This is a genomic window from Neobacillus sp. FW104-15D2 (assembly GCF_058790155.1).
In genome coordinates this window covers 58,087-77,806 of sequence record NZ_JBYTCJ010000019.1, presented here as the reverse complement: position 1 = coordinate 77,806, position 19,720 = coordinate 58,087, and the positions used below count along the sequence as shown (strand labels likewise).

The 19,720-nt window shown below is 37.7% G+C and carries 20 protein-coding genes; 4 read left to right on the top strand and 16 right to left on the bottom strand.

The genetic code is table 11. The features are described 5' to 3' along the window. Nucleotides 1–93: 93 nt before the first annotated feature. The 5 genes from AC3WR0_RS15670 to AC3WR0_RS15650 all read right to left on the bottom strand — a co-directional run bounded on the left by AC3WR0_RS15670 (nt 94) and on the right by AC3WR0_RS15650 (nt 3,552). The gene (locus AC3WR0_RS15670; RefSeq protein WP_492553188.1) at nt 94–822 is read right to left on the bottom strand and encodes a DUF4386 domain-containing protein; all 729 of its coding nucleotides are present in this window, start codon (nt 820–822) and stop codon (nt 94–96) included. Between the two features lie 57 nt (nt 823–879). Continuing rightward, nucleotides 880–1,107: a helix-turn-helix transcriptional regulator gene (locus AC3WR0_RS15665; RefSeq protein ID WP_492553187.1), complete on the bottom strand. Its 228-nt coding sequence runs from the start codon at nt 1,105–1,107 to the stop codon at nt 880–882. A gap of 1 nt (nt 1,108) precedes the next feature. Beyond that, nucleotides 1,109–1,552 carry a hypothetical protein gene (locus AC3WR0_RS15660; RefSeq protein WP_492553186.1) on the bottom strand — a complete coding sequence of 148 codons (444 nt, stop codon included), beginning with the start codon at nt 1,550–1,552 and terminating at the stop codon, nt 1,109–1,111. Nucleotides 1,553–1,973: 421 nt separating this feature from the next. Then, on the bottom strand, nt 1,974–3,008 hold the full coding sequence (locus tag AC3WR0_RS15655) for an alpha/beta fold hydrolase (protein WP_492553185.1): 1,035 nt from the start codon (nt 3,006–3,008) through the stop codon (nt 1,974–1,976). Next, nucleotides 3,001–3,552, bottom strand: a complete 552-nt coding sequence (locus AC3WR0_RS15650; protein ID WP_492553184.1) for a hypothetical protein — start codon at nt 3,550–3,552, stop codon at nt 3,001–3,003. The genes AC3WR0_RS15655 and AC3WR0_RS15650 overlap by 8 nt, the downstream gene beginning before the upstream one ends. A 187-nt stretch (nt 3,553–3,739) precedes the next feature. Here AC3WR0_RS15650 and AC3WR0_RS15645 point away from each other — a divergent pair, with 187 nt between their 5' ends. Continuing rightward, nucleotides 3,740–3,982 carry a hypothetical protein gene (locus tag AC3WR0_RS15645; RefSeq protein ID WP_027321508.1) on the top strand — a complete coding sequence of 81 codons (243 nt, stop codon included), beginning with the start codon at nt 3,740–3,742 and terminating at the stop codon, nt 3,980–3,982. Between the two features lie 296 nt (nt 3,983–4,278). Here AC3WR0_RS15645 and AC3WR0_RS15640 read toward each other — a convergent pair whose 3' ends face one another. The 8 genes from AC3WR0_RS15640 to AC3WR0_RS15605 all read right to left on the bottom strand — a co-directional run bounded on the left by AC3WR0_RS15640 (nt 4,279) and on the right by AC3WR0_RS15605 (nt 13,253). Then, complete coding sequence (locus tag AC3WR0_RS15640) at nt 4,279–5,124, bottom strand: class I SAM-dependent methyltransferase (protein WP_492553183.1); 846 nt, start codon at nt 5,122–5,124, stop codon at nt 4,279–4,281. 255 nt (nt 5,125–5,379) lie between these two features. Continuing rightward, nucleotides 5,380–6,432 carry an alpha/beta hydrolase gene (locus AC3WR0_RS15635; protein ID WP_492553182.1) on the bottom strand — a complete coding sequence of 351 codons (1,053 nt, stop codon included), beginning with the start codon at nt 6,430–6,432 and terminating at the stop codon, nt 5,380–5,382. A 211-nt stretch (nt 6,433–6,643) separates the two neighbouring features. Then, the gene (locus AC3WR0_RS15630; protein WP_492553181.1) at nt 6,644–7,837 is read right to left on the bottom strand and encodes an MFS transporter; all 1,194 of its coding nucleotides are present in this window, start codon (nt 7,835–7,837) and stop codon (nt 6,644–6,646) included. Between the two features lie 216 nt (nt 7,838–8,053). After that, entirely contained in the window at nt 8,054–8,545 is a 492-nt protein-coding gene (locus tag AC3WR0_RS15625) for a hypothetical protein (protein WP_492553180.1), read from the bottom strand. A 1,207-nt stretch (nt 8,546–9,752) separates the two neighbouring features. Then, nucleotides 9,753–10,562 (bottom strand): class I SAM-dependent methyltransferase, encoded by an 810-nt coding sequence (locus tag AC3WR0_RS15620; protein WP_492553179.1) that lies wholly within the window; start codon nt 10,560–10,562, stop codon nt 9,753–9,755. A 483-nt stretch (nt 10,563–11,045) separates the two neighbouring features. Further along, nucleotides 11,046–11,486, bottom strand: coding sequence for a YybH family protein (locus AC3WR0_RS15615; RefSeq protein WP_492553178.1), 441 nt, complete (start codon nt 11,484–11,486; stop codon nt 11,046–11,048). A gap of 234 nt (nt 11,487–11,720) precedes the next feature. Then, the gene (locus AC3WR0_RS15610; RefSeq protein ID WP_492553177.1) at nt 11,721–12,908 is read right to left on the bottom strand and encodes a cytochrome P450 family protein; all 1,188 of its coding nucleotides are present in this window, start codon (nt 12,906–12,908) and stop codon (nt 11,721–11,723) included. Nucleotides 12,909–12,977: 69 nt separating this feature from the next. After that, nucleotides 12,978–13,253 (bottom strand): hypothetical protein, encoded by a 276-nt coding sequence (locus tag AC3WR0_RS15605; protein ID WP_492553176.1) that lies wholly within the window; start codon nt 13,251–13,253, stop codon nt 12,978–12,980. A gap of 147 nt (nt 13,254–13,400) precedes the next feature. Here AC3WR0_RS15605 and poxB point away from each other — a divergent pair, with 147 nt between their 5' ends. After that, complete coding sequence (poxB, locus tag AC3WR0_RS15600) at nt 13,401–15,125, top strand: ubiquinone-dependent pyruvate dehydrogenase (protein ID WP_492553175.1); 1,725 nt, start codon at nt 13,401–13,403, stop codon at nt 15,123–15,125. Between the two features lie 31 nt (nt 15,126–15,156). Here poxB and AC3WR0_RS15595 read toward each other — a convergent pair whose 3' ends face one another. After that, entirely contained in the window at nt 15,157–15,345 is a 189-nt protein-coding gene (locus AC3WR0_RS15595) for a hypothetical protein (protein ID WP_492553174.1), read from the bottom strand. Between the two features lie 41 nt (nt 15,346–15,386). Here AC3WR0_RS15595 and AC3WR0_RS15590 point away from each other — a divergent pair, with 41 nt between their 5' ends. Further along, nucleotides 15,387–16,637, top strand: coding sequence for an MFS transporter (locus tag AC3WR0_RS15590; RefSeq protein WP_492553173.1), 1,251 nt, complete (start codon nt 15,387–15,389; stop codon nt 16,635–16,637). A 143-nt stretch (nt 16,638–16,780) separates the two neighbouring features. Here AC3WR0_RS15590 and AC3WR0_RS15585 read toward each other — a convergent pair whose 3' ends face one another. Then, nucleotides 16,781–17,401 carry a YdhK family protein gene (locus AC3WR0_RS15585; protein ID WP_492553172.1) on the bottom strand — a complete coding sequence of 207 codons (621 nt, stop codon included), beginning with the start codon at nt 17,399–17,401 and terminating at the stop codon, nt 16,781–16,783. A 296-nt stretch (nt 17,402–17,697) separates the two neighbouring features. Here AC3WR0_RS15585 and AC3WR0_RS15580 point away from each other — a divergent pair, with 296 nt between their 5' ends. Then, nucleotides 17,698–18,591, top strand: coding sequence for a DUF2935 domain-containing protein (locus tag AC3WR0_RS15580; RefSeq protein WP_492553171.1), 894 nt, complete (start codon nt 17,698–17,700; stop codon nt 18,589–18,591). Nucleotides 18,592–18,905: 314 nt separating this feature from the next. On the opposite strand, the gene AC3WR0_RS15575 is transcribed toward AC3WR0_RS15580, so the two are convergent. Beyond that, on the bottom strand, nt 18,906–19,382 hold the full coding sequence (locus tag AC3WR0_RS15575) for a GNAT family N-acetyltransferase (protein WP_492553170.1): 477 nt from the start codon (nt 19,380–19,382) through the stop codon (nt 18,906–18,908). Nucleotides 19,383–19,720: the final 338 nt, after the last annotated feature.

Sequence of the window (19,720 nt, the reverse complement as noted above, 5' to 3'; positions counted from 1 at the left end):
CAATTTACCTCAATAAAAAAAGATGCTGCCGCAGCAACATCTTACATACCTCTTCCCATTTCACAAATTGCTTAATCTAAGAAATTGCGTTATTTAGGTATTAGCTAATTTCGCAGGTTTCATTTTTACAGACATGGAAGCAAGTACAGATTCATTAAATCCTTTAACGATCAGCCAGACGGCTAAAATCATTTCATTAGCTGCTACTGGCAGTGCCAAAATACCACCCCACGCAGAAGCCTGTTGGATGATTCCAAACATTTCAAGCAAGGCTGCAATAAAAACAAGCGTTGCCCCTGTTATACCCAAGAGTGGTATAAACCTGGGTACAAGCTTGGATTTATAGAATATATAACTGTACATCATTGTATTAATACCAAGCATGAAATTGGGACCCAGTAAAAATGTCCAGTCATGTATTGCTTTTAATACTGTACCTGAAGCTTGAAAGGAGGCGATGTCCACTCCTCCTGCTGCTTCTGCAAATTCCCTGCTTAAGGTCAATAGGGAAAGTACGCTGATTACACCTACAGTAATGATAACCGCTTCAAGAAATCTGAAGCAAACATGCCATAGAGCGATAGTTTCATTATATTTCCTTAAAATTGGAAACATTGTCGTTGAAGTACCAATCGCCGATGCGACAAGAATTAACTCCATAAGCGCTCCAAGTACCACCTGGTTAGCGTGTTCGGAACCTGTAATCAGATAATCAGGGCCTTTAAGGATAGGATTGTATAAAATAAGCCCAATTACCGCAGTAACGGCTGCAAGAATAAACAGAACGCCAACAATTTTTGCCGCTTTTTTGTTTGAATTCATTTGTATCTCCCCTTCTTGAATAAATTTACAAACGATAAAGCAGAAACTATCTAGTTCTTACAGATTTGTGTTGTCGTCCCCATAAAAGAAGATCTCTTCCAACGGTAATTGAAAGGCGTGAGCAATACGAAAAGCGAGTTCTAGAGATGGTGAGTAGTTTCCCTTTTCGAGAGCCACAATGGTTTGTCTTGTTACACCCACCTTGTCAGCCAATTGCTGCTGAGTCATTTCATCATAGTTGAATCGTAATTTTCGAATGTGATTGCCGACAAGCTTTTTCCCCATATTAGACTCCTTTCCGATAGTGATAAAGTTTCGTAATGGAGCCAGTCACATCGGAAATGAAGCCTGATGTGATTATGATAATGAACATTTTCTGTGATGGTTCATAAATGATCAGCGACCCCATTGCCAGAAGAAAGCCGACGATAAAGACGAAAAAAGAATTTCGGTTCGCTTTCAAGTCAATTAATTTATCAAGTTCATCTGCAAATTTTGGTTCTTTTTCTCTGGTGGTAATGCGAAAGACGATGTTAAAAATAATGCTGATAAGGATATGAGCGATTATTGAAAACAAAGTCAGGATGAGGACGAAGGAGCCCCAAAAGTGGAAGGTTTCTGACTCCAGACCTCCTTCTGGAAACCTCGGGTACATGTACAAGCAATAAGATACGAAAATGAGTATGGCGCTGATTAACGATACGATACTCTTCTTTTCTTGATAGGTCATGAATAATCCCCCCTTGTATGGTAACTTTTACTCCGTGTAAAGTATTATATGCATAATGTAATGTAAAGTATACATATAGTCAAGTTTTTATTACATTTAATTCGCTAAGTAGGCATTGTTCCAACCCTCTGCGCAACGGGTTGGCGATTTAAGAAACGAACGACCCTATGGCCGATTTTCTTAAGTTGCAGAGCGAAAAAAGAAAGCAGACCAAAGATGCATTATTTCACTCTTTGTCTGCTATTTTAAGTTTAGCTAAGTGCTTGAAAAGCTGCCTTTCTCTCATTACCCCCACTTTTTCTATAGATTTTCACCTTTTACACATTTTATAGAGAAAGGGTGACCCACTTTTGCAGGACACCCTTAGGGATGAGGCATTTCTTTGAGGGATTATTCCTTACGTTTTTTGACAATCCAAAATCTATTCCGACCTTTCCGGTAGCCAGTCTGCCAGAAAGGCTGGGAGCCCTTTGCCTTTAACAGCGAGCGTAGTGTGGCCGCCGGATACAAGTGTGTAGGTCTTATCTTTGCTGGAAACCACATTAATAAAATCTTTGCTTAAATTCTCCGGAACAAGCCGGTCCTGGCTGGCTGCTACTATTAGAAGATTAGCTTTAATATTTGAAGGGTCAGCCTTTTTGCCACGTATCACCAAACTTCGATTCATGAATTTATTATCCTTCCCCAGATCATTCAACAGCTGTTTAACAGCGGCTCCTGAAAAGCCAATATGGCCCTCTGTCCAATTATTGAACCGCCGCCATTTATCAACATAGTCTTTGTCGTAGCTCTTATTTAATAGGGACAGGTAGTGGCTAAAATAGATTGGTGCACTGACTGCGCGCATGCTGTATTTCATGAACTTTCCGGGAATAAATCCATATGCGTCTAAAAGCCTGTCCATGTTCAAATCACCATTTCTTATGGCTTCAATCCATTTATCGAAAATCGGAGGATCGGAGAAATTAAGCGGGGCCACACAAAGAATTAAATTTCGGATGGGTTCTGATGAAATGGCAGCATAAATAGCGGCCAAAGTTCCTCCAAGGCAGTAGCCGATGACGGTAATTTCCTTTGCCTTGGAATGGTGCAGAGCCATCCGGACGCCACGCTGAATATAATCGACCAGGTAATCATCGATCGTAATATCTTTATCCTCGTAGCCCGGGACACCGAAATCCAGCAAATAGACATCAAAACCATTCTCGACGAAAGCTTCAATCATGCTCGCCCCCGGAGCCATATCAAGGACAAATGCTTTGTTTACAAGGGAATACACAAGAAAGAGAGGGACAGAATATTTCTTTTTTGAAGTTGGATAGTGCCAGAGGGTCGCCTTATTCTTTTTCCAGACTGCCATTCTTGGGGTAAGTCCTACTTCAGGTTCGGGTGTGTTCCAAATGCTGAAGAGGCCTTTCCACCTCTTTACTTCCTTCTCTGGATCGAATTCAGACATGTCGATCACTATTTCTTACCGTTTGTTGTGGCTCGTTTTTACTTAAAGCAAAGGAAGAATCCATTAGGGAAGCAAAAGAAGGATCCAAAAGTGATTTAGATAATTCGTAGATTATTCTTTTCTTTTTTGATTTATTGCTATAGATGGTTTCCTCAACGGAACTTAATAGAGGGACACTTTGCTCTTGCGGAGAATTGGAAATCCCGTTTTTTGCTAAAAGGACTTTTAATTCTTCGATTGAGTCAGCCAATTGCATGATTTCGTCTGTTAATTTATCTACTTTTTCTTCGGTTTGAATGGTCAGCTTTCCTATATTCGCCACATCCTTCTTTGTTGGAATATTGAGTTGGATTGATGTAATTTCCTGGTACTGATGGAGCCGCTCAATCAGGTCCGCATGGTGATTGGCCAGAATAGCAGCCGCTCCAGCAACTTCTCTCCGGTTCAGATGGTTACGAATTTGTTCATTAAGCTGAGTCTCAAGTTTAAAGCCGGCATTTCTAAGAAATTCATAAATATCAGTTATTTTATGCTCTTTAGACATCGATAATCTCCTTCCTGTAAATTAGTTCATATTAGTATAAACAACCTTCTTTCTCTTTGTGCCAAAATTAGTAATCACGCCCGTGCCTTTAATTTTTAAAATATTTTCTTAACATGAGGCATGTACCGCTCCGGATTTAACCATAATGCATAACGTATGGAGTACTGATAGGACAAGGAGGGAAAAAATGACTGAAGAAGAGATGGAAGAGGCATTTGCCGTGAGTGGGCATTACCACTTGTTTAGGAAACTCAGATATCCGATATATATTTCAGGTGAGATGGATGAGGTAGACAGCAGTGTGCTTGAATCGTTTTTTTCATGGTATAGCTTTGATGAAGACCATCCAGTGTTCTTTGATGATTTTATCTATCACTTCAGGATTTTCAGGATGCTTGAAAAAAGAAATATATTACCTGAAGTTTTTTAAATGATACTGGTTCTTCATGATTTTGAAAAGATCTAAAAGACAGCGACCCCTAGGATCGCTGCCTTTTTTCTTTCTTTTACTACTTATAAAAAATGCAAAATGCACTCTATACTTCAACTCTTATACCTGTTCGTGCAACAAGAAATTCCCCTGAATTCATGCCTTTTACATCCCTTATATTAAGGTATCTATATAGTATTTGGATTACATAAACTAGTTACATAAAAAAATGCTCTTTGAAAGGCAGTAAAAACGAGCTCCTACCCTCTTAAAAAGATAAGTTCAATAACCTTTCGCTAGAATGCTATGAGACTATATGTAGAGAGGGGTTTAACTTCGCTTGTTTCAATAAACGAATCTAACATTGTGACCTCGGATTGAATGAGATCCTTTAATTTTACTGGCATATGGTTAATTTTCTGCAGTTCGTTGTGTATGTCACTTTTCACTTTATCTACTTCCCACTTCCCGTCCTGTAAATCAGGTGAATCGATTGTTATATCCTTTTTAATTTGCCATCCTGCTTGTTGAACAATCGCTCTTAAATCATGGGCAGTAAAAAGGGTTCTTACATTGGATTCACTATTTTGTTTAAAAGCTTCATATTGTGCCTGAATAAGAATGGATAATAAATGTGGATATTGCTCAATAGATTTTATATTTGTGTTCCATTCGGCAAGGCATAGTTGTTTTCCCCATTTTCTGACCTTTTTCATTATGTTAAGTAGTTCATTAGACGATTTTGTATACCAGGCACAATGGGAAAAAACAATATAATCATAGGATTTTTCCGGAAAATCCACCTCGGTTGATAAAATATCTAGATTGAAATCTATTTTTACCTGTTTACCTAATGGGGACTGCATTAAGTATTCAGCAGATTCACCGAGTGAAACAGGACTTCCATATGTAGGTGAGCCTACATCAATTCCGTGGACAAAGCCTGTTTCTCCTGCATAGTATGCAAGCACAGCTGTTGTATCACCCTGCCCGCAACCAATTTCAAGTATTCTACTTCCGGGCTTTATATCCCAGAAATTAACTAGTCTCATTCGGTGTTCTGTTTGAACCTTTTGAATATGATAAGCTATTTTACTACTAGCCATACATTCTACGATAGCCTTTACTTCACTTTCGTTCATAAAATCACTCTCCTCACTAATTGCAGTCTATAGTTTTTGTTCTATACAATAGGTGAATAATCCTTTTAAGTTAAACAAACAAACCTACTATAAAAAAAAGCCGCCGAAATGGCAGCCTTTGTTAGTTGAGTAAATTGTCTGTTTATAAGATAAATTCAAGACTTGTCGTAATGTTTTGAAGGGGAATATAATCTTTAAAGATTAGCTTATATTCCCTTAGGTAGGAAGGTATGGAAGTGATTTTGCCGATAAAATTTATATTTCAGTATAAAAACTCTTTAATTTAGAATAAAATATATCCGGCACTTCTAAATGAGCAGAATGCCCAGCATTTTCGACAATGAATTCTTCGTACCTTCCCCCATTTGATGCATATTGATCCAGTACATAACGAGTTTGGGACACCATAGGCTGTGGCGGAAAAATTCCTTCTCCAGGCCATCCTTCTACATATCCAAGCTTACCTAAATTCCCAAAATCCAAGAAAGATTGATCAGACACAATAAGATCAGCTTCTCCGCGAACCCATAATACAGGAATTTTATTAGGAATATTTTTGAAAGCCGATAAATCAAGAAATTTAGGGGACATCGCATTGTTAATCCCATCTTCTTTAGGGGACACACCAGGCCATTCTGAACACGTTTCAAATCCGCCTGGATAAAAGCCTTCTCCAATTCGTGTTGTCAGCATAGAAGTAACAAATAATTCTTCCAAATCCTTTGGTGCTTTATATGGAGGTTTAAAATAAAACTGATTCATCACATTACGAGGACTGTTTGCACTTTCTTCACTACGATTTTGTTGTTTGATCAGATCGGCGAACTCTGGATTCGCCGTACCGCCTCCAGAACCTGCAAAATTATCATAACAAGGAGTTCCCTTCTCATCCTTAGTTCCGCCAAAGCCAAAAGGTGATATTGGACTAATCAGTGTAATCGACTTTAAATTTTCTGCATGATCGATTGCATATTGCATAGCCACACCGCCGCCTAATGACCAACCAACAATATGTGCTGGCTGTGAAATTTTTAAGCTTTGGAAAAAGGATTGTAAATCATCAGACCAATCCCTTACCCCTCTCGATCCATCAATTGGCAGCGCTTCTGTTTCTCCATAACCTCTTAAATCAGGAGCTAAAACCCAAAAATCTTTTGATAGAGTTTCTAACGCTTCCGTCCAAAAAAAATTTGATGATACATTACCATGGATAAGGACCAAATGTTGTTTTTCCGGATTTCCTTGCGTTAAATAGGAAATCTTCAAACGATCTGTTTGTATTACCTCTCTTCGCATCTCAGTAGTCATTCTTTCCTCCTCCTTTATATTTATATATAATCTCAATAGTTGAAAATAATCTCTTTTCATTCTAAATCAGTTGCAAATTTCAAAGAAAATTTATTAACTTAATAGGTTTATAGTCCCCTTTATCCTTATTTAACTGACTTGTTCTGATAGGAAAAAAGCCGCCTTTATGGGCAGTTGGATGTTGTATGTTTTTTCTTTTTAAAACCTGACTTTATCCCAATTTGCTCATATTTTGTTGGTGGGACTCTTTTAAGAGTGTCATACACAAGCAGCAAAATACTAACATACCAATTGTCACTGTTCCCAACATCATTCTTGATCCATAAGCATCAAAAATTCCCCCTAGGATATAGGGTCCTAATCCGCTCCCAAGGAATAGTGAAAACGCAAAAACTGATACTGCAGTAGCACGTCCACTCGGCAACAAATCCGTAGCAAAAGTTTGTAATGTTGAATGGCAGTAACTAAATCCAAAGCCAAGAATGATAAAACCGGCAGTTAACGAAATCACACTTTGCCATCCCCAGATTACGGCGAATCCAAGTACCATTAAGGATGAACCAAGCAACGGCATTTTCTTTAGTCCGACATAGGTTATCACACTGGTAATGGTCTTGCTTCCGAAAAACGCACCTACACTATAAGTTGCAGTCAACAACCCGATCGCTAAATAAGATAAGTGCAGGTTGGAAACACCATATACCCCTAGGAATGTAAAGCCACCGTAAAACACTAATCCTTCACAGAAAACTAACCCATAAATTTGCCAGGAACGCTTGCTCATAAAAAGTAAAACATATCGCTGGAACATCGGTGTTGATTCTTTTTTTATTGGTATCGAATCATAGGCACGCTCTCGGAAAATGGCAAGAATCGTAGGAATGCATGCTAAACCAAGTAAAAAAAATAGAATTCGATACGAAAAAAACTGTGCGACTAATCCACCGATAACAATGCCCATTGCTTGGCCAATTGTCGAGAACGACATAAAAAGGGCAATCGCGCGCGGCCTTTCCGAAAGTTCAAACCAATCCCCAATTTGAGCAAGTATTGTCGGTATAATACCTGCAGCAAAAATGCCTGTAACAATGCGCAAAACCAATAGCCAAGAGAAAACATGAACCACCCCGCAAAATACAGTTCCGAGTGCAAATAAACACAAAGAAAGAAGGATGGTATTGATTTTTCCAATTTTTTCCGCAATAGGGCCATAAACCAATTGAAACAACCCATAAGGAATCGAATAAGCCGTTACAAGTAAAGCAGCTGAAGATGGCGTTGTATGCAGACTGGCTGCCATTGCCGGTAACATAGGCGCAATGGCACGATTATCTGCATTCACCATAAAACCGCCCAATCCCAGCGCCCACAACATATATTTATTATTCGAAGTATCTCTCTCCATACAGCCCTTCTCCTCCTATTCCTTCACAACTAAAATTTTAGTCTCTTCCCGTTTTCTTATACAACTAACTTGCTCCTATAGTAGAGCAAAAGAAAAGGATTGCCGGCAGCAATCCCTGTCAATCTCCATTCATTAAGTTTCCAAAACCACCAAATGTTCCAATTTAAGATGAAATAACCGTAATACTTACTAAATGAATTTCTCAATTACTATTGTCTACTGTTCAATTCTTGGGTCTTGGCTGTCTTCTGCGTATTTTTTAAAGGAGTAGGAAAATAGTTTACGTTCGACTCTTCCTTTATCACCAACAAGGTTGAACCACTTTTGTCCAATATAAAAAGGGTTCGATAATATTTTATCAATGATAAAAGATACCTGGTTATTTTCGTCACCATGTTCAAATTTTCTTTTAGAAGAAAGGGAAAGTATAAAGAAATTTTTAAATTTATCTAATTCTAGTAGTTTAAGATGATACACTTGTTGCTGCTTTTGATTGAAGTCCTCAAGAACTGTTATAATACTTTTTTCTACATCTATTGCAAATTTATTTGCATCACCCAAGGAGGACAAACGTGAATCATAAATAGACATAGTCAGGATATAATGTTCAGCATAATTTTTCGGATCGAATACTTCTTTACCAACCTGTTTTTCTTCCTCCGGTACGACTATAAAGTTTTTATAGTCAGCAAAAAAATCTTCGTTCATATTATTACCTTCTTTCATAACTTGAATGAATGGATAAAATAATTCTCTTGTCCTTTAGCTTTTGCTTCTATCTGTATCAAGGAAGGTCAGAATAATCTCTTTTTTCTAAACGTTCTTCTAGTAATCTGTCAAAATTACACAAATGTTCAAGTGCATTTTTTTATTTTATAAATATTCCATTATTAAAATCAAAAATCCTGCTAGTTTCTCCATCTATCTACATTTATCCACTTTTTTAGATAAAAATCTCTTTGGATTCCTATAGAAAATGACTTTAAAACACTACTGAAAAAACCTAGAAAGCTTGATGGTACCTGCTTCACTTCGTTAAAGGTTAGTATTTTGGACAAGGATAACCCAACTTTCCTATTACCCAAATTTATAGTTTAATTAAGCTGTTACATAGAAAAATAAAAAAAGGAATCCTTATAAGGTTTCCAAAGACTTCAGAGGAGGCATGTTGATTTCCGTTCCCAGGCACTCGCTTTCCGCGGGGCGGGCGGTGAGCCTCCTCGGCGCACACGCCTGTGGGGTCTCACCTGTCCCGCTAATCCCGCAGGACTTTGAATAAGCCTCTTTGAATCAACACCGCACGAAGTAAATGCGGAGGCATTTTCGAGGAGTCTCGTGCCCTCCACTCCAATCAACTGGGTTGAGAAAAGTCTTTTTATATATTTTTTATCATTCTTCTTTGTTCAATGCTCCCATTAGGCGAAAAAAAGGTTGCTTTAGGTTCTTTAAATAGATTGATGCTTTTACCACGAGGATCATGAGTAACGGTTAGGAGAGCAACTTGGGACATCTTCCACCTCGTTTATCAATTTTTATTATGATTAAATTCTATATAAGATTGTCTTCTCCCTTTATTTTTACTTGAACCAAAATACCCAATTATTTTAAAACAAAAAAGCCGCCGTATTGGCAGCATTCTTTTTCTTTTTAAAAAGTTAGTTTAATAAGTTAGTATGGTCACCTGTATAAAAAATAACTTCTTTTATATCTGATTTGGGAAGATTGAATCCCCAAACGGATAAGTGAGTCTGCTTATACACCCAAAAGAAATTAAAATTAATGAAGCAACTGAAAAAATTATCGCATTTGTTTATTGCTCACTTTAACACTCCTTGAATTTGAAGAATTGAACAAATGTTCTTTAAGCTTTTACTATAGAACTAGTCGCAAAGATTGCCCGTGAAGACAGATGTGTTTATTTTTTTCTGCCTATATAAAGTAAATGAGATGATATTCCAAGAAGGTGAGGGTTTGATGCTTGTTCTTTAATTAGATTTATAATTTTATTCACCTCATCCTCACCTTTATCTCTCCAGTAAGCCCAATTGTCCTTATTCAAAATAGCCCCTACATTTGATCCTATCAATTTCATAGTTTCGAATCCTAGTGACTCCATAAAAGGATTGATATCTTCAATATTAAAGTAATATGCTCCAGTAAATCGTCCCTTATCTGTGTGATTAAAGCATCCTGTATGAGAAAAATCAATAATGGTCTCCATATTATCGTTTGGTTTCCAATGGTCAGGGTACAAAAGGGATGTTAGGATATGCCGAACTCTTGGCATAAAGGCAACAAATACAAGTCCGTTCTTTTGGGTCACTCTTTTCAGTTCTTCAATAGCTTTAATTCGGTCATTTTCTTCCTGCAAATGATACATTGGCCCAAGCATCAAAGATGCTGAAAATTGGTCATCTTCAAGCATACTTAGATCCCTTGCATCTGCTACATAAAAACCATCAAAATTCTTTTGCAAGCCCATTTCTATTGCTTTATTTTTTGCGATTTCAACTAATCGGGGAGTTAAATCTGTTAGTGTTACCTTATAACCATCTTTCGCAAGTTCTAAAGAATATTTTCCTGGTCCGGCCCCATTATCAAGTAGTGATCCCATTTCTGGTATGTATTTTTTTATATAATGCCAGTTAACTTGGAACTCTATTGGTTCCCGTTCAAGTCTTCCCCACTCATCAAATTGGTTATAGTAGTTTAATATACCACTCATTTTTATCACCTTATATATCCATTTTTTACTGTTTTGTACAAATTCAATAAAAGATCTAAAAATCCTTCTTAGCCTAACCTGCCCTTTAGTGGAATAACGGTTACCCATTTATCATAAAAGCTCTGTTAAGCTTGATTGGCTGATTTTCGTTCTTAGACACTCGCTTTCCGCTGGCGGTTCCGGAGCCTCCTGCTACCTTCGTGCCTGCCAGGTCTCCCCAGAGCTACTTTTCCCTCTGGAGTCTCGTGTCCTTCTGCTACAATCAACATACATAAAAATCAACAATGTTCTTAAACATTTCCATCATAAAAAGAAAAAAGCCACCTTTTATGGTAGCCTGCTGTATGATTTCAAATTTTAATATCCTTTTTCTGAACATACATTTTAATATTCAATATTTTTTGTGATTTATTTCTTAAATTACTTTCCGAAAAGTTAAAATTCACTTCTTTAATTTCATCAAGTATATATAAGGTGACAATCTTATTTTAAGTTAAAGAGACCTTTCCCCGTTTCTATATTTATTGGCAAAGATGAATGTTCATGTGCGATGGTCCATGATTCATTTTCTTTTCTTAAACCAAATGTGAATCTATTTGTCATCTGACGGAGAATTTCTCCAGAATTCTGGTGCTGAGCTGCAAACGTAACAGCACAATATACAAAGGCGATATTCGAATTCTCTTCAATTACTAAATCATTAAAATCTACTTTTAGCAAAACCCCTTCTTCACTTAAACCATTGAACCACTCTATTACTGTTTCCCTCCATTGGGAAATTCCGCTGCTCTCCCAGCTTCCCCAGCAATCAAAGATATGTATATCAGAAGCGTATGTGGATAGGAATCTTTCAACATCTTTCGCATAAACAGCAGATTTATAATTTTCCAAAACGTCGAGAACCTTTATAAAACCAAAGGCCATGGATTTATCTCCTTTAAATTTTGTAGGAATATAAGATTATTTATTGTTATTACATTCTCTTCCCGGAACTTTTTTTCCTTCAACTATTTCCGGGTTAGCATTCATTTTGTCCGTTAATGAATTGGGAATTCAATTATCAGAGGATCCAAAGGTCAAGGATGCTTGTAAAACTATTTTTTGTAAATAATTCTTCTAGTAACAAAAAGGACCTGGGTAAGGTCCTGTCATTATTTTTTATATCATCTTTAATAAAAGGGGTATTTCCTTAACTCCTCTAACGATCATTCCCGGTCTCCACTCAAGTGCATCTTTACTGATGTCGAGCTTCATTCCTGGAAATCTTTCTATTAGGCTCTTAATGGCAATCTCGCCTTCTAGCCTTGCGAGCGGGGCTCCAAGACAAAGGTGTATCCCTTTCCCGAAAGCCAGGTGCGGGCTTTTCTCCCTGGTAATGTCAAAGATTTCGGGGTCATTAAATTGATCAGGATCATGGTTTGCCGAATTTAATGCAATGACCAATAACTCTCCCCTGCGAATTAATTTTCCTTTAAACTCCATATCTTCACTTGCCCAGCGTGAAGTGCTGAACTCAACTGGCCCATTAAATCTCAGTGATTCTTCAATAACACTATGAATCAATTCAGGCTGACTTTTTAGCAGATTGAGCTGGTCCGGGTGCTCCAATAGAGCAAGAATGCTATTGCCTATTAAATTAACAGTTGTTTCATGTCCGGCAATAATTAATAAAGAAACTACTCCATATATTTCCCGTTCTGTTAGCTGGTCTCCTCCCTCTTCAGCCATGATTAGCTGACTGATCAGGTCGTTGCCCGGATTATTCCGTACTTTTTCGAACCATTCACGAAGATATTGAATGAATTCATTCATGTGCTGGAACATTTCCGCTGCATGTTCACCATTCGTTCCTTCAATCAGTGAATTGGACCAAACACGAAATTTGTCCCGGTCGGCGGAGGGCACTCCAAGAATTTCACATATAACGATAATTGGAAGAGGAAAGGCAAAGTCATTAATCAGGTTCATTTTTGTTTTGTTTGTCGCCTCATCTAACAATTCATTGGTAATTTCCTGAATTCGGTCTCGCATGCCACTAATCATTTGTGGGGTAAAAGCCTTTTGCACAAGCCCGCGCAGCCTTTTATGATCAGGCGGATCTGAAAACAGCATATTATGCATGAACACACTTCCAAGCTCCATGCTGCCCCCATAGAGCTTTGAAAAATCTTTTATAACCCGTGGATCTTTTAAAATTTCGATGGCATCTTCATATCTGGTGATGAGCCAGCCCTGGCCATCAGGAAACATCATTTTATAAACAGGATCATTTTCTCTTATCTTTGCGTAAGTCGGATATGGATTTTGAGTAAAATTTTTGGAAAACAACTCTGTTTTTGGGTCCACCTTCAATCTCCTCTCTTTTGAATACTTATAAAAATAACCCAACTGTTAAGTGGATAAACCAGGAAACTACTATTTAGAAGCAACTGCCATTATAAATTGTATGAATTGATGAACAAGCGTTGAAAGGAAAATAAGTAAGGTGATGAATGTAAAAACTCTTAGAGGATTTTTAAACCATTTTGGGGTTTGTTCTAATTTTTTTGGAATTTGAAATCCATTAACAATGTCTCCATGCTTTATTACATCATTAAATGGTGCTCTATCTTCTGACGGATCAAGCTGGGGAAAATTGACCGTCTGTTGAATACTTTTATCTTCAAAAGGGTTATTTGTAGAATTGTTCATTTTAAACCTCCTCCTAGGGTTAATGATCTTTCCTATACTGATTTTATTTTACCATAAAAATCCAAGTGTTATAAACCAGCTTCTGCATACTCCTCTTCACTATGGTAAAAAATAAGCAAAATTCTATGTATGATGAGGAGAAAAATAATGAAGCAAACGGTTGCTGATTTACTAGTTGATTCTTTATTACATGCAGATGTTAAACGGATTTATGGAATTGTAGGAGATTCTTTGAATGCTGTGTTGGATTCGATACGACGTTCTGGAAAAATTGAGTGGATTGGAGTTCGCCATGAAGAAGTGGCAGCTTTTGCGGCAGGCTCGGACGCTATACTCAACAACAGCATTGCGGTTTGTGCTGGAAGCAGCGGTCCGGGAAATCTCCATCTTATCAATGGACTGTATGATTGTCACCGAAGCCGAATTCCGGTATTGGCAATCGCTGCCCATATTCCCAGTGATGAAATCGGTAGCGAATACTTTCAGCAGACCCATCCTGAACATCTATTTAAAGAGTGCAGCCATTTTTGTGAGGTTGTAACGAGAACGGAACAAATGCCCCGTATGGTTACGATGGCCCTGCAGCATGCCATTTCAAAAAAAGGGGTTGCCGTTATTGTTCTCCCTGGAGACGTGGCAGCATTAAATGACTCGGAAACCGTCCCGGAACAGGTTTATCATGTTACCAATCCGATTGTCCGTCCATCTGATGAAGAACTGAAAAACCTTGCTGAATATCTTAACAAAGGGAAAAAAATCACTTTATTATGCGGAGCAGGCTGTGAAGGAGCACACCAACAATTGAAGGCCTTGTGCGATAAGCTGAAGTCTCCTATGGTCATCGCTCTTAGAGGAAAGGAACATCTGGAATACGACAACCCGTATTCTGTTGGTCTAACAGGACTTATCGGTTATTCTTCCGGCTATCATGCCATGATGGATGCGGATGTACTGCTGATGCTGGGAACTGACTTTCCTTATCGGCAGTTTTTCCCGAAGAAGGCCGCCATACTGCAGGTGGACATTCGGCCTGAACATTTAGGACGAAGAGCAAATGTAAATTTAGGTCTTTGCGGAGACATTAAGAACACTATTGAGGCATTAATGCCTTTTCTAACAGAAGAACATGACTCTCATCACCTTGATAAACATGTGGATGATTATAAGGATGTCCGAAACGGCCTTGACAATCTTGCTGTTGGAAAACCAGGAAAAATGCCGATTCATCCTCAATATTTAACAAAAGTAGTTAGTGATCTTGCCAGTGAAGACGCTGTATTTACTTGCGATGTGGGTACTCCTACTTTATGGGCAGCCCGGTATGTTGAAATGAATGGGAAAAGACGACTCCTCGGTTCGTTTAATCATGGCACAATGGCAAATGCGATGCCCCAGGCGATAGGGGCCCAATGTGCCGATCCAAAAAGACAGGTCATTGCTCTTTCCGGTGATGGAGGTCTCGCGATGCTAATGGGTGACCTTTTAACCATTCAGCAGCACAAGCTGCCTGTAAAAGTGGTTGTATATAATAACAGTGCCTTAAGCTTTGTTGAATTGGAAATGAAGGCTGCAGGATATTTGGAAACCGGAACCGGGCTTCAAAATCCAAACTTAGCAACCGTTGCAGAGGGAATGGGAATCATGGGCATCAGGGTTGAAGATCCTGGGGATCTGGAAAATGCGGTGAAACAAGCTTTTGAACATGATGGTCCCGTACTGTTAGATGTCCTGGTCAATCGCCAGGAGCTCTCCCTTCCTCCACGAATCAATTTTGAACAGGCCCATGGATTTACTTTATGGATGATGAAAGCAGTCCTTAATGGTGATGGGGACAAATTGATTGAACTTGCGAAAACGAATTTGTTTAGATAATTTTAAAAAAAGAACATACATTCTTGCTATCCTAATAACCACATGGTAAAATCAGGATACTAATAAACGGAAGGGTGACCAAAGGGCGATGATTTATTAATCCTATTTTTGAAAAAATCGTATCACATTCAATATGATTATTTTCTGGATAGGATTTGTATGGCCTTTTGGAGATTTGACCACGATATACCACCGGTATGTCTGTCTTTTCATCACCCAAAAGATCCTCCTCCTGTCCAGAATTCAACAGGAGGTTTTTTTATGAAAGAAAGTACAGTCAATGCAAATTCAGGGATGGGGACCCTCTTTAAAAACCGGTTCTTTCAAACAATTATTATGTCTGTCCTTTTTCTGCAGATTGGAATTTGGGTAAGAAACTATTCTATCTTGCTCTATGTCATTGAAAAAACACACGAAAATCCCGTGGCTGTTTCGATGATTTCGGTTGCAGAGTTTGTTCCTATTTTTCTGTTTTCATTTATTGGGGGGACGTTTGCCGATAGGTGGCGCCCAAAACGGACAATGGTCTGGTGTGATTTATTAAGTGCCGTTTCTATTTTTGTCGTTCTTCTCACCCTGATGATGGGCAGCTGGAAAGTCATTTTCTTTGCAACCCTGGTCTCGTCCATTTTATCGCAGTTTTCACAGCCCTCAGGTATGAAACTGTTTAAGCTCCATGTGCCGGAAGAGTTAACTCAAATGGGTATGTCTGTGTATCAGACGATTTTTGCCCTCTTTATGATTTTAGGCCCAATCATTGGTACTTTTGTCTATCAGCGTTTTGGTATTATGACAGCAATTGCAGTTATGGGTGTTGCCTTTCTTTGCTCCGCAGCAAGTCTTCTTCTTCTTCCGCCAGACAGACTATTAGCAGAACAAGAAAAGAAAACGACGTTAATGGGAGAAATGAAAGATGGCTTCAGCTATGTGTGGAGCAGTAAAATATTAACACTTTTAGGTGCTTCCTTTTTGGCTGCTGGTTTGTCCATTGGCCTTACTCAGCCTCTAGGCGTCTTTTTGATTACTGAGCGTCTTGGACTGCCAAAGGAATATCTGCAATGGCTGATGGCTGCATTCGGAATTGGTATGATCCTTGGCGGTGTGGTGACAATGGGAGTCGCCAGGAAAGCTCTTCCTCAAGTGCTGCTTGCCATAGGGATGAGTGCAAGTGCGATTAGCTTTATCGTCATGGGTTTATCGACTGAATTGTGGCTCACACTTACAGCACAATTTTTAGCCGGTTTATTCATGCCATGTATTCAAATCGGAATCAACACAATGATTTTACAAAATACAGAAGAAGCCTTTATTGGGCGAGTAAACGGCATATTGAATCCCCTGTTTATGGGCGCCATGGTAGTAACCATGTCCATTTCAGGCTGGATGAAGGCTAACTTATCGATTGTTATTATGTATCAAATATCCGCATTCCTTCTCATGTTCGGTATTCTTGCTTTAATTCCAATTATGAAGCCTATTTATATGAAAAAGGAAACGTCTGAAGAAATATAAAAGCCAAAAGAGCGCTGGGGTTTGTTTGAATGAATAGAAAAAGAAACCTAAGATTGTCTGATATCTCTGCTCTTTCAGCTATAAGAAGCTAAAATAACTTAATGTATAAAAGAGGCTACCCGAATACGGATAGCCTCTTTACTTTATTTGGCCGAAAGCTCACTCTCGGTTACCCATTGATGGTTTGTTACTTTTTCTCCCCCTGTGGCAGGAGTGTAATCCACCATATAAACTGTTGTATGTTCTGCTGTATCGATAACAGCTTTTGCCCCGTTCATACCTTTCATATGGTCAGCGTTTATCACAATTTCATCTCCTGGCTTATATGGCTGCTCTCCAGCACCTTTTATCTCTTCCTGAACAATCCATTTATGATTTGTTACCTTTTTTCCACCCGTAGTTGGAGTATAGGAAATGGCATAAACAGTTGTATCATATGCACCAGCAATATTCGCTTCAGCTCCGTCCATACCTTCCATATGATCAGCGTGCATGACGGCTTTACTTCCAACCGGGAACGTTGGGTTCTTTGCTTCTTTAATTCCTTTAGGGAGTTCCCCTGTACCGGACATATCCATGGCTGAATGATCCATTTTCATTCCGTCATGATTTGATTTTTTGCTTTTGTCCATGCTCATTCCTTCATGGCCAGACTTTTTGCTATGGTCCATACTTGCATCCTTTGATTGACCACCAGAGCAAGCTGCCAAAATCAATGAAATAATCATAAAAAAAGTGACAAGCGTAAACTGCTTTTTCTTCATGTAAATCCTCCTATTTTTTAATATAAAATCTATATTAAAATAAAAATGTGCAGAATTTGTGCAGAATGCTCGTTTACTCCCATACTTTCGAAACAATATTAAAACCCTCTCTAAATGAGCCGGTTTAATTGAATATAAATAATAGAAAAAACCATACCAAGAATTGATATTTACCCACCAATGATAAGTATGGTTGTTGATATAGATTAAAAATTCTTACGGCAATCTTGTCCGATGACATATAGTAAAATCCTTCAAATAAATATTAAGGAAAGGTTATAAAAGGAGGCAATAAGATGGTTGATCAGGGATCACCAGGGATTTATGACAGTAATAATCAAATGCTAGTTTCTCCTGAGTCCTTCGCAGCACCCCCAGAATCATTGACGGAACAAATTTTTATTGAAAGATCTTTAACAGAAAATAAATTTTGGCTGAGAATTATGAAGGAACATTCGTATTTTTTAAGTGAAGGCTTTGATCGGCATGATAAGCATCTTATTCAACAAACCGATCGTTTTTATTATTATTTTCAGGAGCAGGAAAAGCGAGCATACCAAACCCCCAATAATGTAACAGCTGTTCGAAAGTTAAATGAGGATTCTATTCAATTGGTTTTAGGATTAAGAAATTTCAAACGTAATCTTCTTATACTTATTATTAATTGCAAAGTAAAGGGATTTAATTTCCCTTTGCTTGTGGATCATATTGCCCGCGAAGCCGAGTATTTCATGAGAACATTAAAAAAGTTTAACGAAGGAATTATGGACCCAATCCAGGATGCTATTATAAAAGAAAATGTTTTTTGGCTAAAAATTATGATGGAGCATTCTCGATTTATTGTCTCCCTATTGGATCAATCAGAACGGAATTTAGTGAAAACCGCAAGTAAATTCGGAGACGACTTCGAAGTTCTTCTAAATCAAGCTAGAGATGTTGAATCCATGCTATATAAGAGAAGTCCTACTTACCCTATAATTGGAAAGCTTAATAAAGATAGTGAAAATGCCACACATGAACTTAGAAACTTTAAACAAGCAGGTTTAGACTTAATTAAATCCTGCCAAATCCGTAGTGTGATCGATCCATTATTAGCAGATCATGTAGTCAGAGAAGCAGATCATTTCCTTTATATGATTTCAGTCCTGGAGCAAAGATTAAAAGCAAAACAACAAGAGGTACAGAGTTAAAAACATTTTTATTTTTGAATATCAGATAAACCGCATTTCGAAAATAAATGCGGTTTATTATTATTTCTTTTTAATAGCGCGTGATGAAGATTCCGCTTTCAAATACAGAATGCTCTTTAATTAAATGGACTTTTTCATTTTTAAAAAACGACTGTTTGTTAACCATTTTAAGTCCTCTTTTTCTTTTAAATGAAATGAAACATTATTTAAGGTTATTTGGTGCACTTTTTTCATAAAGCCTCCGTAAATTAATGGATCTTTATCAAACTTCCTTTTTAAAGATTAATCTCTTCGCTATTACTTATTAACTCGTATTACACATTCTTCTTCATTAGTGTAAATACAATAGGATGACCAAAAAAATCACCGTTTAGTTCTTTTTCGATTGCAAAACCCTCTTTTTTATAAAAAGAAATGCTGGGATTCCCTTTATATACTGTTAGCGAAATAGTTTCAGATTCTTTGAATCTTTCAAGTCCATTATGGAAAAGATGTTTTCCTAAACTTTTCCTTTGATGCTTTGGATGCACGTATAGGGACTCCAGGAACACATTTTTACCTGAGTCTTTACTATAGAAAAAAGCATATCCAAGTATCTCATCATTATTTTCAACCACCAACATTATAGATGACTTAAATCTCTCATCCATCGCCTCATCGGAATATGCTTCTCCAAGAACTTTATCTTGTATAGCTTCTGGAATGAAAGAGCTATATGTATCTCTCCAAGTATCAAAAGCAATATTTCTAACCTTTTGTATGTCTGATATATTCATCTCTCTAATGATCATTATTTCCCCCTAAGAAGGTTTAACTATCTAGTGATTAATGAATTAATATTCAACCAAAAAACTCATAATCCTTCTTCCTTTTTGGTCCCCACCATCGGGTATGTTAACACTCTGACTTCCTGTACCCCTCTCCTCCCCAAATTCGGTTTATTCCTCTCTTGTTGGTTTTCTCTTACGTAATTCTTTTAATGAATCGCATTTTTTAAATTTGCCCATCGCATTCATCTTGTTTTGATATGAATTAGACAAAAATAATATATTGTTTAGATATATCGTTATCTACTAAAATAATCTTAAGATAATATTTTATAAAGGTAATATAAATCTTACTTTTCTAA